We start from the raw sequence: 14,642 nt of genomic DNA on the forward strand, positions 1-14,642 counted from the left end.
ATGTCCCTGGGTAGCGCTGCCCCGAAGCCCGGGGAGCCGGGAGTCCGTACGGGGCGGGCTACCGGTTCCGGACACAGGACGTCCGCGTTCGGGCGTCTTCTGCAGGGCGGCCGGTTGTTCCACGACCGGGCGCCCGGCGGTCCTGTGCCGCGACTGCTGATGCGCTGGGTGCGGCGTCCGCTGCTGCCCGCTGTCCGGCTGTGGCGGCGCAACCTGCAGCTGCGGGTCGTCGCGGGCACGCTGCTCATGTCTCTCGGTGTCGTGTTGCTGCTCGGCCTGGTCGTGATCGGGCAGGTCCGCAACGGCCTGCTCGACGCGAAGGGCAAGGCTGCCCAGACACAGGCCGCCGGCGGTTTCGCGGCGGCCCAGGACAAGGCGAATGCTCCGCTCACCCCCGGTGGGCAGGGCGGTGACCCCGGGGACGGCACGACCGCCAACAACTCGTGGCGGACTGAGCTCGTCGACCAGCTCGCCAGCGGCGGCAAGAACGCCTTCAACGTGGTGGCGCTCAGCGCCGACGAGGGCACCCGTGCGCCGCGCGGCTCGGGCAGTGTCGAAGCGGCCAGCATTCCGCAGAGCCTGCGGGAGGCGGTGGACAAGGGGCCCGGCGCGTTCCAGACGTACTCCCTGATCCGGTACGCGAACGGGCAGGAGTCGCAGCCCGGGCTCGTCGTCGGCAAGCGTCTGTACGACATCGACCACAACCCGTACCAGCTCTACTACCTCTTCCCGCTGACGCAGGAGGAGAAGTCCCTGACCCTGGTCAAGGGCACGTTGGCGACCGCAGGACTGTTCGTGGTCGTGCTGCTCGGTGCCATCGCCTGGTTCGTGGTGCGGCAGGTCGTCACCCCCGTGCGGATGGCCGCGGGAATCGCGGAGCGGCTCTCCGCGGGCAGACTCCAGGAGCGCATGAAGGTCACCGGCGAGGACGACATCGCCCGGCTCGGTGAAGCCTTCAACAAGATGGCCCAGAACCTGCAGCTGAAGATCCAGCAGCTGGAGGAGCTCTCCCGGATGCAGCGACGCTTCGTCTCGGACGTCTCGCACGAGCTGCGGACGCCGCTCACGACCGTACGGATGGCCGCCGATGTCATCCACGAGGCACGCGTCGACTTCGATCCCGTGACCGCGCGCTCCGCGGAACTGCTCGGCGATCAGCTCGACCGGTTCGAGTCGCTGCTCTCCGATCTGCTGGAGATCAGCCGGTTCGATGCGGGTGCCGCGGCGCTGGAGGCCGAACCGATCGACCTGCGACAGGTCGTACGGCGCGTGATCGGCGGCGCCGAGCCGCTCGCCGAGCGCAAGGGCACGCGGATCCGGGTGGTCGGCGACGAGCAGCCGGTGATCGCGGAGGCCGACGCGCGGCGGGTCGAGCGCGTGCTGCGCAATCTTGTCGTCAACGCCGTCGAGCACGGTGAGGGCCGGGACGTCGTGGTGCGGATGGGGGTGGCCGGAGGCGCGGTCGCCGTTGCCGTCCGGGACTACGGCGTGGGACTCAAGCCCGGCGAGGCTACCCGTGTCTTCAACCGGTTCTGGCGCGCCGATCCGGCGCGGGCACGGACGACCGGGGGTACCGGTCTCGGACTGTCGATCGCCGTCGAGGACGCCCGGCTGCACGGCGGATGGCTGCAGGCGTGGGGCGAGCCGGGCGGCGGTTCGCAGTTCCGGCTGACGCTGCCGCGAACGGCGGACGAGCCGCTGCGCGGCTCCCCGATACCGCTGGAGCCCGAGGACTCGCGACGCAACCGGGAGAACCGGGAGCGGCCCACGGATGTCGGTACGACCGGGAGTGAACACCGGCTCACGACGGTGCCGACCCAGCCGGGCAGCCCGGACCGTTCGCCGCTGCCCGTACCCGGGCGCGCCCCCGCAGCTCCCCGGACGGCACCGGCGTCGGTGAATCCGGCCGCCCTGCCGGGCAACGGCGCCCGTGTGGTCGCCCGCCCCGCCGAGGACCGGCCGGGCGACACCATCGACTCTGCTGCGCAGGACCCGGAGCGGGAGGACACGACTCGTGGGCGCTGACCGTCGTGAGGGCGGCCGTGGACGTGCGGTGGGGATGGTCGCTCTGCTGGGATGCGGCGTCGTGCTGCTCTCCGCGTGCGGCTCGATGCCCGTCACCGGGGACATCAAGGCGGTCGACGCCTCGCAGCCCGGTGACTCCCAGGTACAGGTGTACGCGGTGGCGCCCCGCGAAAACGCCACTCCGGATGAGGTGGTCGACGGCTTCCTGGAGTCCATGACCAGTGACGACCCCGGCTTCCGGACGACCCGGAAGTACCTGACGAAGGAGGCGTCGCGCACCTGGAAGCCGAGCGCGTTCACCACGGTGCTCTCCAAGGCGCCGAACTACGGGAGCGATCGCCCGGTCCGCGACAGCGACCACAGCAGTACGGAGCTCACCTACACGCTGACCGGCGAGAAGGTGGCGACGGTCGACGCGCAGAGCGCCTACCACCCAGTCGCGCCCACGCGCTTCAACCGGAGCCTGCACCTGGTGCGGCAGAACGGCAGCAAGGAGTGGCGCATCGACCTCGTGCCGGACGGACTGATGCTCGGTCAGTCCGACTTCAAGCGGCTCTACCGCTCCGTCAACAAGTACTACTTCGCCGCCGGGCCGGCGGCAGGTCAGCCGACGCTGGTCGCCGACCCCGTCTATGTGCGCAACCGGACGGATCCGATCACGGGGATGGACATCGTGACACAGACGGTGCGCAGTCTCGTCGAGGGACCGACCAACTGGCTGCGGCCGGTGGTCGATTCCCGCTTCCCCACCGGTACGGTCCTGCGCAAGGGCGTCATCGCGCTGGCGCCCGACGACCGCAACGTACTGAAGGTTCCGCTCAACAAGAAGGCGGACGGCGTCGGGCAGCGCTCCTGCCGCATGATGGCCTCTCAGGTGCTGTACACCGTAAGCGATCTGACGTCCGCCCGGGTCGAACAGGTCGAGCTGCAGCGGTCCGATGGTTCGCCGCTCTGCGTCCTGAGTTCGGACCAGGCGGAGGATTTCGCTCCGGACCGTTCCTCGGGCGGCTCCGACAGTCAGTACTTCGTCGATGCCAAGGGGCATGTCCAGCGCATCCCCGGGAGCAACAGGGGCAGCGGTGATCCGGAGCCGGTGGCCGGCCCGCTCGGTGACGGACCGGAAAAGATGAGCACGGTCGGCGTGGCCCGGGACGAGCAGTTGGCGGCGGCGGTCTCGCACAACAGCGCGTCTCTGTACATCGCCTCCATCGCTTCGGCGGGTGAGCTCCCCGCGCCCGCCGTGACCAGCAGGGCGAAGAAGCCGGAGGACCGGTTGTCGGCGCCCAGTTGGGACGGGCGGGGTGATCTCTGGGTGGCGGACCGCAATCCGGATGATCCCCGGCTGCTGCGGCTGGCCGGCGGTACGGGCCAGCCGTCGAACGTCACGGTGCCGGACCTGGGCGGCGCGCGGATCGAGGCGCTGCGGCTGTCGGCGGACGGTGTCCGGATCGCGCTGCTGCTGACCGAGGACGGCCACACCACGCTGAACATCGGCCGGATCGAGCGCCATGGGGATCCGGACACCCGGCAGGACGTCTCCGTCGTGGAGCTGCGGAAGGCCGCGCCGCAGCTGGCGGACGTGACCGCGATGTCCTGGTCGGGCCGGAGCCGCCTCGTGGTGGTCGGCAAGGAGCAGGGCGGCGTGCAGCAGGTGCGCTATGTCCAGGCGGACGGTTCGGCACCGGCGTCGGGCGTGCTGCCCGGGGCGAACCAGGTGTCGTCGGTCGCGGCGGCGGACGACGAGCAGCTGCCACTGATGGCGGACACCGAGGACGACGGGATAGTGAAGCTGTCGCCGGGGGACAACTGGCAGACGGTGCTCAAGGAGGGCTCGTCGCTGGTCTATCCGGGCTGAGCCCAGGTCCGGGGAGTCTCCGGACCTGGGGGGCCGGGTGCCCCTGATCGCGTGCGGGCGGACGCCCCTCCCGTTCGGGGCGGCGCGTTGTCCACAGGGGTGGCCGGGTTCGTGCTGCGGGCGCACAGTGGAGTCATGCGGGGGTGGTGGCGGGAGATCGCCGGGCTGGTCCTGCCTGTGGCCTGCGGTGGCTGCGGCAGACCGCGGACCGAGCTGTGCGAGGACTGCCGGGCGGCGCTTCACGGCGCGGTGCCGCGACGGGTGAGACCTGCGCCGGAGCCGGCCGGACTGCCGGTGGTGCATGCTGCCGCGGCGTACGAGAACGCCGTACGGGCGATGCTCCTGGCCCATAAGGAGCGTGGCGTACTGGGACTGTCTCGGGAGCTCGGGAGTGCGCTGGCGGGCGCGGTAAGGGCCGGGACGGGGCAGGCGTGTGGTCGGCCGGGACCGCTGCTCCTCGTGCCGGTGCCGTCGGCGCGGCGGGCGGTGGCGGCGCGCGGGCACGATCCGACGCGCAGGATCGCGCTGTCGGCCGCGGGCGAGCTGCGGCGCGGTGGCGTGCCGGCGCAGGTGGCATCCGTCCTGCGGCAACGGCGGCCGGTGGCCGATCAGTCGGGGCTCGGTGCCCGGCGGCGGCAGGAGAATCTGGCGGGCGCGCTGGAGGTGGTGGCCGGTGGTGAGCTGCTGCTTGCGACCGAACGGGTGGTGCTCGTGGACGACCTTCTGACGACCGGCGCCTCGCTGGCCGAGGCGGCACGCGCGCTCGACGCGGAGGGCCTGCGCGAAGACAAGGGTTCCGGAATGCGGCAGGCAGCCGTTGTTGCAGCATCTCCGTCCACCTTCGAAATAAACCGGAACTGCCAATGAACTTTCATCGTTGCAGGTAGTGAGTGGGTAAAGAGCCCTGAACGGAGGTACGTGCGGGTAGCGGGTGCCGAGATCCGGCCAGGCAGGCTATGTTCGGTTGTGAGGAATGGTGAATGCCGGACCTCGACGAATGCACCCCCAGGTTTCGGGCAGGTAACTCACCGGTAGCCCAGAAGCTGAAAAGTCGGTGGGGTGGAGACCTCCCGGACGGGGGAGGAGGAGGTCGAAGCCACCGAGTCCGCGGCTCCGGCGATCACCGGAGCCTGGTGCAAAAGGGAGAAGCTCCGCCGCTGAGCGGAGCGATCCGGGAACGGAGTTCTGCGTGGACATCGTCGTCAAGGGCCGCAAGACCGAGGTGCCCGAGCGGTTCCGCAAGCACGTGGCCGAGAAGCTGAAGCTGGACAAGATCCAGAAGTTCGACGGCAAGGTGATCAGCCTCGACGTCGAGGTGTCCAAGGAGCCAAACCCCCGTCAGGCCGACCGTTCCGACCGGGTGGAGATCACGCTTCGCTCGAGGGGACCGGTCATTCGTGCGGAAGCGGCCGCAGCCGACCCCTACGCAGCGCTGGACCTGGCCACCGGCAAGCTGGAGGCGCGACTGCGCAAGCAGCACGACAAGCGCTACAGCCGCCGGGGCAACGGCCGGATTCCCGCTGCCGAAGTCGCCGAGACCGTGCCGGGTGCGGCGTCGTTCAACAGTGAGGGTGACCTCGCCGGCGGCGAGGGAGAGTCCGTACCCACCACCAGGTTCGGCCCGCTCGAGGTGCAGGGCGAAGGGCCGCTGGTGATGCGCGAGAAGACGCACGTCGCGGCACCGATGCTGCTCGATCAGGCGCTCTACGAGATGGAGCTGGTCGGGCACGACTTCTATCTGTTCGTCGATGCCGAGACGAAGGAACCCAGTGTCGTCTACCGGCGGCACGCCTACGACTACGGTGTCATTCACCTGAGGACCGACCCGCTGGCCGCTGACGAGGCGGGCGGCGCGGGCGGTGCGCTCGGCGGCTGACGCCCCGCATCGGTGGTGCCCCTGGGGGCGCAATCACGCCACCAGGGGCACCCGTGTGGGACCACAGGACCACCGCTCTGACGTCCGGGCATGGAATCATGACGTCCCAAGCCAATCGGTGCTCTGTGAACTGCCGTTGGCGGACAGCTTGTGAACTTCAGGCTGTGGCCTTCAGGGGGAGGAACGATGGCGGACACCTTCGGGCCCGTGCGCGATGCGAATGATGCCGACGACGCTGCCTGTGCCGATACCGGCGCGGACGCGGAGAGTTCCTGTAAGGAGCCGATCCGCGTCCTTGTGGTGGATGACCATGCGCTCTTCCGCAGAGGCCTGGAGATCGTCCTCGCTCAGGAGGAGGACATCCAGGTCGTCGGCGAGGCGGGTGACGGGGCGGAGGCCGTCGACAAGGCGGCCGACCTGCTGCCCGACATCGTGCTGATGGACGTACGGATGCCCAAGCGCGGCGGCATCGAGGCCTGCACCTCCATCAAGGAGGTGGCCCCCAGTGCAAAGATCATCATGCTGACGATCAGTGACGAGGAGGCCGACCTCTACGACGCGATCAAGGCGGGTGCCACCGGCTATCTCCTCAAGGAGATCTCCACCGACGAGGTGGCCACGGCGATCCGCGCGGTTGCCGACGGACAGTCCCAGATCAGCCCCTCCATGGCGTCCAAACTGCTCACCGAATTCAAGTCGATGATCCAGCGGACCGACGAGCGCAGGCTGGTGCCGGCGCCGCGGCTCACCGACCGGGAGCTCGAAGTCCTCAAATTGGTTGCCACAGGCATGAATAATCGCGATATCGCGAAGGAACTGTTCATTTCCGAGAACACCGTGAAGAACCACGTCCGCAACATTCTGGAGAAGCTGCAGCTGCACTCCAGGATGGAAGCAGTGGTCTATGCCATGCGGGAGAAGATTTTGGAGATCAGGTGAATCGGGTATGCCGGTACAGCCGGGTCAGCCGAGGGCGCGGGCGACTTCCTGGCTGAGCGGCTCGCGCAGCTCCGGTGCGTCCACCCGTTCCACCCGGACCGCCGTGCAGCCGACCCAGGACGCCGCCTCCACGAGCGCCTCGGCCATCGGTGCCACGGCCTTCCTGCCTGCCAGGGACACCTGCCGGGCGACCAGAGTCGTGCCCTCGCGTGCGGGATCGACCCGGCCCTGGAGCTTTCCGCCCGCCAGCAGCGGCATCGCGAAATAGCCATGTATCCGCTTGGGCCTGGGGACGTACGCCTCCAGGCGGTGGGTGAAGCCGAAGATCCGCTCCGTCCGCGCCCGCTCCCAGATCAGTGAGTCGAACGGCGACAGCAGCGTCGTACGGTGCCGTCCGCGCGGCTCCGCAGCCAGCGCCGCCGGGTCGGCCCAGGCGGGCTTCGCCCAGCCTTCCACCGTCACCGGCACCAGCCCGGAGTCCGCCACCACCGCGTCGAACTGCTCGGCCTTCAGCCGGTGGTAGTCCGCGATGTCGGCACGGGTGCCGACCCCCAGGGACTGCCCGGCGAGGGCGACCAGCCGGCGCAGACATTCCGTGTCGTCCAGATCGTCGTGCAGCACGGCGTCGGGCAGCGCACGCTCCGCGAGGTCGTACACCCGCTTCCAGCCGCGCCGCTCGGTGCAGACCACTTCGCCGTACATCAGAGCCCGCTCGACGGCGACCTTCGATGCCGACCAGTCCCACCACTCCCCGCCGTTCTTCGCCCCGCCCAGCTCCGTCGCCGTCAGCGGTCCCTCGGCGCGCAGCTGCTTGATCACCGTGTCGTACGCCCCGTCGGGCAGGTCGTGGTTCCACTGCGGACGCGCGCGGTAGGAGCGGCGGCGGAATGCGAAGTGCGGCCACTCCTCGACCGGCAGGATGCATGCCGCATGCGACCAGTACTCGAAGGTGCGGCCACCCGACCAGTACGCGTCCTCGATCGTGCGTCGGCCGACGGCGCCCAGGCGCGCGTACGGAATCAGCTCGTGCGAACGGGCCAGCACCGAGATCGTGTCGAGCTGCACGGCGCCGAGGTGCCGCAGCACGCCAGGCACCCCGGCCCGGCGGTCCGGTGCCCCGAGGAAGCCCTGGGCGCGCAGGGCGATCCTGCGTGCCTGGTCGGCGGAGAGTTCGGCTGCGGGAGGCGGCACAGGCGTCATGGACCGAACCCTAGAGGGCCGCACTGACATTCGTTCACGGAGCGGTGGACCGGTCTGTGCGCCCGGAGGCGGGGGCGCCGGTGGGGGTCTTCGTCGGCAGATACGGGTGGACGCCCGGCAGGCCCAGGTCCGACGGGAGCAGTGCGCCGACCCAGGTGTCCCGCCGCACGCCCTTGTTCAGCAGTCCCGAGCGCTGATCGCCCTCCAGGCGGAAGCCCGCCCGCTGCGCCACGGCCCGCGAGGGCACATTGCCGACCTCGGCCCGCCACTCCAGCCGGTCCCCGCCGAGCGCGGTGAAGGTCCAGTGGGCGGCAGCCCGTACCGCCTCCGTCATATAGCCGAGACCGCGGTGCTCCTTCGCCGTCCAGAACCCCACCTCGTACGTTCCCGGCAGTGTGCGCCGGTTGATGCCGAGTGCACCGGTCAGCGCCCCGCCGTCGCGCCGCACCACCGCGAAGTTGTACATGGAGTCGTCCTGCCAGCCGCTGGGGGACAGCTTCTCCGTGAAGAGTTCGGCATCGGCCTGGCTGTACGGCGAGGGGACGACCGTCCAGCGTTGGATGTCCGGGTCCTGACAGGCGGCGTACACCTCGTCCGCGTCGCTCCGGCGAAACGGGCGCAGCAGCAGACGTTCGGTGGTGAGAGTGATCGGCTCCATGTACGGATTCTGGTGAGGTGCCGACGGTGATGCGACCAGTTTTCGCGCTTTCCGGCACCTTCCGAGTCCTCCATCCGTTGACTCGAAAGGGCACAGCGGGCTCAACGCGGCGGCAGCCCTCCCGGCGCGGCGGGGTCCTCGCTTACGATGGCCGTTGCGGTGGGGCCCACCTGCCGTGCCCGTGCCAGCGTCCATAACACGACCCAGTGCCAGGCCCGACCGGCAAGGAGACCAGCCTCAGTGTCCGTCTTCAACAAGCTCATGCGTGCAGGCGAAGGCAAGATCCTGCGCAAACTGCACCGCATCGCGGACCAGGTCAGCTCCATCGAAGAGGACTTCGTCAACCTCTCCGACGCCGAGCTGCGGGCGCTCACCGACGAGTACAAGGAACGGTACGCGGACGGCGAGAGCCTGGACGACCTGCTCCCCGAGGCATTCGCGACGGTCCGTGAGGCCGCCAAGCGAGTCCTCGGACAGCGCCACTACGACGTCCAGATGATGGGTGGCGCGGCGCTGCACCTCGGCTATGTGGCCGAGATGAAGACCGGTGAGGGCAAGACCCTCGTCGGCACCCTGCCCGCGTATCTCAACGCGCTCTCCGGCAAGGGCGTGCACCTGATCACGGTCAATGACTATCTGGCCGAGCGTGACTCCGAGATGATGGGCCGGGTCCACAAGTTCCTGGGCCTGTCCGTCGGCTGCATCCTCGCGAACATGACGCCGGCCCAGCGACGTGAGCAGTACGCCTGCGACATCACGTACGGCACGAACAACGAGTTCGGCTTCGACTACCTCCGCGACAACATGGCGTGGTCCGCGGACGAGCTCGTCCAGCGCGGCCACAACTTCGCGGTGGTCGACGAGGTCGACTCGATCCTCGTCGACGAGGCCCGTACGCCGCTGATCATCTCCGGCCCGGCCGATCAGGCGACCAAGTGGTACGGCGACTTCGCCAAGCTGGTCACGCGCCTCAAGAAGGGCGAGGCCGGCAACCCGCTCAAGGGCATCGAGGAGACCGGCGACTACGAGGTCGACGAGAAGAAGCGGACCGTCGCGATCCATGAGTCCGGTGTCGCGAAGGTCGAGGACTGGCTCGGCATCGACAACCTCTACGAGTCGGTGAACACCCCGCTCGTCGGATACCTCAACAACGCCATCAAGGCCAAGGAACTCTTCAAGAAGGACAAGGACTACGTCGTCATCGACGGCGAAGTCATGATCGTCGACGAGCACACCGGCCGTATTCTCGCCGGCCGCCGCTACAACGAGGGCATGCACCAGGCGATCGAGGCGAAGGAAGGGGTGGACATCAAGGACGAGAACCAGACCCTCGCCACGATCACCCTGCAGAACTTCTTCCGCCTCTACGGCAAGCTGTCCGGCATGACCGGTACGGCGATGACCGAGGCCGCCGAGTTCCACCAGATCTACAAGCTCGGCGTCGTGCCGATCCCGACGAACCGGCCGATGGTCCGAGCCGACCAGTCGGACCTGATCTACCGGACCGAGGTCGCGAAGTTCGCCGCGGTCGTCGACGACATCGCCGAGAAGCACGAGAAGGGCCAGCCGATCCTGGTCGGCACCACCTCGGTCGAGAAGTCCGAGTACCTCTCGCAGCAGCTCTCCAAGCGCGGCGTGCAGCACGAGGTCCTCAATGCCAAGCAGCACGACCGTGAGGCGACGATCGTTGCCCAGGCCGGCCGCAAGGGCGCGGTAACGGTCGCGACGAACATGGCCGGCCGCGGTACGGACATCAAGCTCGGCGGCAACCCCGACGACCTCGCGGAGGCGGAGCTGCGCCAGCGCGGTCTCGACCCCGTCGAGCACGTCGAGGAGTGGGCGGCCGCGCTGCCCGCCGCGCTGGAGAAGGCCGGGCAGGCCGTCAAGGCGGAGTTCGAAGAGGTCAGGGAGCTCGGCGGGCTGTACGTCCTCGGTACGGAGCGGCACGAGTCGCGGCGTATCGACAACCAGCTGCGCGGTCGTTCCGGCCGTCAGGGCGACCCCGGCGAGTCCCGCTTCTACCTGTCGCTCGGCGACGACCTGATGCGGCTGTTCAAGGCGCAGATGGTCGAGCGCGTGATGTCGATGGCGAACGTGCCGGACGACGTGCCGATCGAGAACAAGATGGTGACGCGGGCGATCGCGTCCGCGCAGTCGCAGGTCGAGCAGCAGAACTTCGAGACGCGTAAGAACGTCCTGAAGTACGACGAGGTGCTCAACCGGCAGCGCGAGGTCATCTACGGCGAGCGCCGTCGCGTCCTGGAGGGCGAGGACCTGCAGGAGCAGATCCGCCACTTCATGGACGACACCATCGACGACTACATCCGGCAGGAGACCGCCGAAGGCTTCGCCGAGGAGTGGGACCTCGACCGGCTGTGGGGCGCGTTCAGGCAGCTCTACCCGGTGAAGGTCACCGTCGAAGAGCTGGAGGACGCGGCCGGGGACCGGGCCGGGATCACCGCCGAGTTCATCGGGGAGTCCATCAAGGACGACATCCACGAGCAGTACGACGAGCGCGAGAAGCAGCTCGGCTCGGACATCATGCGTGAGCTGGAGCGGCGCGTCGTGCTGTCCGTCCTGGACCGCAAGTGGCGTGAGCACCTCTACGAGATGGACTACCTCCAGGAGGGCATCGGCCTGCGGGCCATGGCGCAGAAGGACCCGCTGGTCGAGTACCAGCGCGAGGGCTTCGACATGTTCAACGCCATGATGGAGGGCATCAAGGAGGAGTCCGTCGGCTACCTGTTCAACCTGGAGGTCCAGGTCGAGCAGCAGGTCGAGGAGGTCCCGGTGCAGGATGCGGCCGAGCGGACCTCGCTGGCCAAGGAGGACGTCACGGTTCCGGCCGCGGCGCGTCCGGAGATCCGTGCCAAGGGGCTCGACGCTCCGCAGCGGCCGGACCGGCTCCACTTCTCCGCTCCCACGGTGGACGGGGAGGGCGGTGTCGTCGAGGGCGACTTCGCCAATGGTGACGGTGGGGCCGGGTCGGAGTCGGACGGGCTCACCCGGGCCGAGCGGCGCAAGGCGCAGAAGAGCGGGGGCGGGGGGCGGCGCCGCAAGAAGTAGGTGCGGCTGCGCCTGCGCCCCGTGGGCGTGGGATTGATTTGTACGGCGGCTGGGGCCGGGCACCGAGGGGTGTCCGGCCCCAGCCGTGTGCGGGGGCGTGGGGTTCCGGGTCCGTCCGGCGGCTCTGTCCTCAGCGCCGGACGGGCTCGAGGCGGCTACTGGTGCAAGCCTGCCGTGGGGCCGGGGGCTGTCCTCGAGCGCCGGAAGGGCCCCAGGAGACGGACGGGCTCGGGGATTGCCGCTGGGGTCGCGCTGTGCCGCGAGCGGTGGGCGCCGGAGTCTCGCCTCAGCTGCCGGACTTGGTGCCGCCCAGCTCCACCGCCGCGCAGCGCCAGCGGAGGTCCGGGCCCTGTTCCAGGCGGAAGGCCATGGCGCGTACCTCTTCGCCCGCCGCGATGCTCGCGCACGCTTCCACCACTCCCGGTGCGGGCTGGGCGCCGTGGCAGCGGCGTACCACCGGGCGGGCGCCGCGGGCCCTGAGTGGGGTGGCCGGGGCCAGTTCGGCAAGCTGGTCGTAGGCCTCGCCGATCGTGTGGCCGAGCATCCAGTGGACCGGTCGCTGGCCGCTGAGAACTGCGAGGAGGCGTTCCGCGAACCAGTGGTGCGGGCGCATTCGCTGCGCTGTCCGGCGACGCTGCGCCGGTACGGCCTCGGGCCTGCGCTGGTCGTGACGTCCGGCGGGCCGGGTCCTGTTCACGCTCATCGTTCTTCGCCCCCGTTGATTCGAGGCCCGATCGTTTACCGGGCGGTAACTTCTGTTGGGGATCTTCTACGGCGGCGACGTACGCGGCCGCAAGCGCCGTCGGGGCGCCGGGCGCGGCTCCAGATATTCACCTATCCGGGTGATGGGCGCGGTGCCGCAAGGTGTGTGGGGGAGGCGTGAGGGGTGAATCGTGCGCGTGGGGTGGACGGGCCGGAGGCCGTGCCCGTAACCCCGATGGGGGACGTCGCACGTATCCTGAGGGCGTCTCCGACTACGAAAGCGGCCAGCCATGCGCGTGTACGTCCCCCTGACCCTCTCCGGTCTCGCAGCGGCGCACCGGGCGGGCGAGGTCGGCCCCGGTCCGCTGACCGCGTACGCGGTGACTCCCGCGCTCCGCGAGTGGTACGTCTCCGACGACATCGAGGAACTGGAGTACGCGGCGCTCAACCGGGCCGCGTCCGCCTCGCTGCGGATGATCGCCGGGGACCCGGATGCCATGCGCAGGCGCGTGGTCGTCGCCGTCGACGTGCCGGACGGGGAAGCCGTCGCCGACCCCGACCACAGCCTCGATCCGTCGTCGCTCGGTGAGGTGCGGATCGCCTCCGCGGTGGCGCTGAGGAAGGCGGCCGCAGTGCACGTCGACGCGGACGACGCGGAGAAGGACGTAGCGGCCGCCGCCGCGGTGCTCGGCGCGGCGGACCTCGGGGACGACGACGCGCAGTTCACCGTGGACGGCGCCGAGGACCACGAGCTGCTCTGGTTCGGGGTGCAGGAGATTCCCAACCTGATCGGCTGACCCGTTGTCGTACCCGGCAGGTACTTTCTATCCATGGGGACGCACGGGAAGCACCGCACACATCTGGTCTGGGACTGGAACGGCACACTGCTCGACGACAACGACGCGGTCGTCGGCGCGACGAATGCCGCGTTCGCCGAGGTGGGCCTGGAGCCGCTCACGCTGGAGCAGTACCGGGAGATGTACTGCATCCCGATCCCCCGCTTCTACGAGCGGCTGATGGGCCGGCTGCCCACCGAGGCCGAGTGGGAGCGGATGGACGGGATCTTCCACCGGTACTACACCGAGCAGCGGGTCGCCTGCGGGCTGACCGCGGGGGCCGCGGAGCTGCTCGCGCAGTGGCAGCTCGCCGGGCGCAGCCAGTCGCTCCTGAGCATGTATGTCCACGAGCAGCTGGTGCCGGTGGTCCGGGGGTACGGGATCGAGCGGCACTTCACGCGGGTCGATGGCCGCACCGGGCCGTCCGGCGGCAGCAAGGCGCAGCACATGGAGCGGCATCTTGCCGCTCTGGACGGGATATCGCCCGAGCGCACGGTGGTCATCGGCGACGCGGTGGACGACGCGCTGGCCGCGGCGCATGTCGGTGCGGGGGCGGTGCTCTATACCGGGGGGTCGCACAGCCGGGCCAGCCTGGAGGCGGCCGGCGTGCCGGTGGTGGACAGTCTGGGCGAGGCTGTGGAGCTTGCCGAGCAGATGACCCGCTGAGGGTGCCCGAAGGGGTCCGGCGGGGCCCGACGGAAGGCTGAGGGGGTTCTTCGGCGACGTTTCGGCTCGGCGGGGCTCGGCCCGCCGAGGGCTTCAGTTCGCCGGGGCCTTCGTGCGCAGGACCTTCAGGAACTCGCGCATCCAGGCCGAGTGGTCCGGCCAGGCGCGGGACGAGATCAGGGTGCCGTCCACCACCGCTTCATGGTCCTCGAAGGTGGCACCCGCCGCCTGCATGTCGAGTTCCAGTGCGGGGTAGGCCGTGACGCGGCGGCCGCTCAGTTCGCCGATCGCCGCCGTCAGCAGAGGGCCGTGGCAGATCTGGGCGACCGGCCTGTCCGAGTCGAAGAAGGCCTTGAGGATCTTGCGGAGCTCGGGGTCGTTGCGCAGGTACTCGGGGGCGCGTCCGCCGGGGACGACCAGGGCGACGTAGTCTCCGGGGTCGACCTCGGAGAACGCCAGGTCGGCCGGCCAGGTGTAGCCGGGCTTCTCGGTGTACGTGTCGAAGCCGGGCTCGAAGTCGTGGACGACGAAGCGGAGCGTCTTGCGGGCGGGGGCCGCGATGTGGACGTCGTACCCCTCCTCGCGCAGCCGCTGGTACGGGTACAGGACTTCCAGGGACTCGGCGGCGTCGCCGGTGACGATCAGGACTTTCGGTGCCATGGTGCGGGCTCCCCTCGCGCGGACGTCTGCGTCAAGCGTGCATCTGCCCGTTGCGCGCTGTCCAGAGTGTCAAAGTTCGGGGCCTTCTTTTGTACACATACGGCTCATGACGGTTCCGGGTACGGGCGAGATAGCCTGGACCCCGTGATCAGCGCGATA

12 protein-coding genes are annotated in these 14,642 nt (G+C 69.6%); 8 read left to right on the forward strand and 4 right to left on the reverse strand.

Going from position 1 to position 14,642, the window contains the following annotated elements; all coding sequences use genetic code 11:
• The 5 genes from mtrB to OG395_RS32170 all read left to right on the forward strand — a co-directional run bounded on the left by mtrB (window position 1) and on the right by OG395_RS32170 (window position 6,695).
• Complete coding sequence (mtrB, locus tag OG395_RS32150) at window positions 1-2,025, forward strand: MtrAB system histidine kinase MtrB (protein WP_327246041.1); 2,025 nt, start codon at window positions 1-3, stop codon at window positions 2,023-2,025.
• A gap of 34 nt (window positions 2,026-2,059) precedes the next feature.
• A complete protein-coding gene (locus OG395_RS32155) occupies window positions 2,060-3,880 on the forward strand; it encodes an LpqB family beta-propeller domain-containing protein (RefSeq protein ID WP_327249522.1) in 1,821 nt (606 codons plus the stop codon).
• 135 nt (window positions 3,881-4,015) lie between these two features.
• Entirely contained in the window at window positions 4,016-4,747 is a 732-nt protein-coding gene (locus tag OG395_RS32160; protein ID WP_327246042.1) for a ComF family protein, read from the forward strand.
• A gap of 322 nt (window positions 4,748-5,069) precedes the next feature.
• On the forward strand, window positions 5,070-5,756 hold the full coding sequence (gene hpf / locus OG395_RS32165) for a ribosome hibernation-promoting factor, HPF/YfiA family (protein WP_327246043.1): 687 nt from the start codon (window positions 5,070-5,072) through the stop codon (window positions 5,754-5,756).
• A 186-nt stretch (window positions 5,757-5,942) separates the two neighbouring features.
• Entirely contained in the window at window positions 5,943-6,695 is a 753-nt protein-coding gene (locus OG395_RS32170) for a response regulator transcription factor (protein ID WP_327246044.1), read from the forward strand.
• 24 nt (window positions 6,696-6,719) lie between these two features.
• Here OG395_RS32170 and OG395_RS32175 read toward each other — a convergent pair whose 3' ends face one another.
• Both OG395_RS32175 and OG395_RS32180 read right to left on the reverse strand, forming a co-directional pair.
• Window positions 6,720-7,895: a winged helix-turn-helix domain-containing protein gene (locus OG395_RS32175; protein ID WP_327246045.1), complete on the reverse strand. Its 1,176-nt coding sequence runs from the start codon at window positions 7,893-7,895 to the stop codon at window positions 6,720-6,722.
• 34 nt (window positions 7,896-7,929) lie between these two features.
• On the reverse strand, window positions 7,930-8,553 hold the full coding sequence (locus OG395_RS32180; protein ID WP_327246046.1) for a GNAT family N-acetyltransferase: 624 nt from the start codon (window positions 8,551-8,553) through the stop codon (window positions 7,930-7,932).
• 240 nt (window positions 8,554-8,793) lie between these two features.
• On the opposite strand from OG395_RS32180, the gene secA reads away from it, so the two are divergent.
• A complete protein-coding gene (gene secA / locus OG395_RS32185; RefSeq protein WP_327246047.1) occupies window positions 8,794-11,619 on the forward strand; it encodes a preprotein translocase subunit SecA in 2,826 nt (941 codons plus the stop codon).
• A 286-nt stretch (window positions 11,620-11,905) separates the two neighbouring features.
• Here secA and OG395_RS32190 read toward each other — a convergent pair whose 3' ends face one another.
• Window positions 11,906-12,322 (reverse strand): Rv3235 family protein, encoded by a 417-nt coding sequence (locus OG395_RS32190; RefSeq protein ID WP_266985013.1) that lies wholly within the window; start codon window positions 12,320-12,322, stop codon window positions 11,906-11,908.
• Between the two features lie 289 nt (window positions 12,323-12,611).
• Between OG395_RS32190 and OG395_RS32195 the strand changes: the two genes are divergently transcribed.
• Window positions 12,612-13,118, forward strand: coding sequence for a DUF6912 family protein (locus OG395_RS32195; RefSeq protein WP_327246048.1), 507 nt, complete (start codon window positions 12,612-12,614; stop codon window positions 13,116-13,118).
• 33 nt (window positions 13,119-13,151) lie between these two features.
• Complete coding sequence (locus OG395_RS32200) at window positions 13,152-13,823, forward strand: HAD family hydrolase (protein ID WP_327246049.1); 672 nt, start codon at window positions 13,152-13,154, stop codon at window positions 13,821-13,823.
• 93 nt (window positions 13,824-13,916) lie between these two features.
• Here the strand turns inward: OG395_RS32200 and OG395_RS32205 are convergent, their stop codons facing one another.
• The gene (locus OG395_RS32205) at window positions 13,917-14,483 is read right to left on the reverse strand and encodes a DJ-1/PfpI family protein (RefSeq protein WP_327246050.1); all 567 of its coding nucleotides are present in this window, start codon (window positions 14,481-14,483) and stop codon (window positions 13,917-13,919) included.
• Window positions 14,484-14,642 lie beyond the last annotated feature (159 nt).

The organism is Streptomyces sp. NBC_01320 (assembly GCF_035974375.1).
Classification (GTDB): Bacteria; Actinomycetota; Actinomycetes; order Streptomycetales; family Streptomycetaceae; genus Streptomyces; species Streptomyces yanii.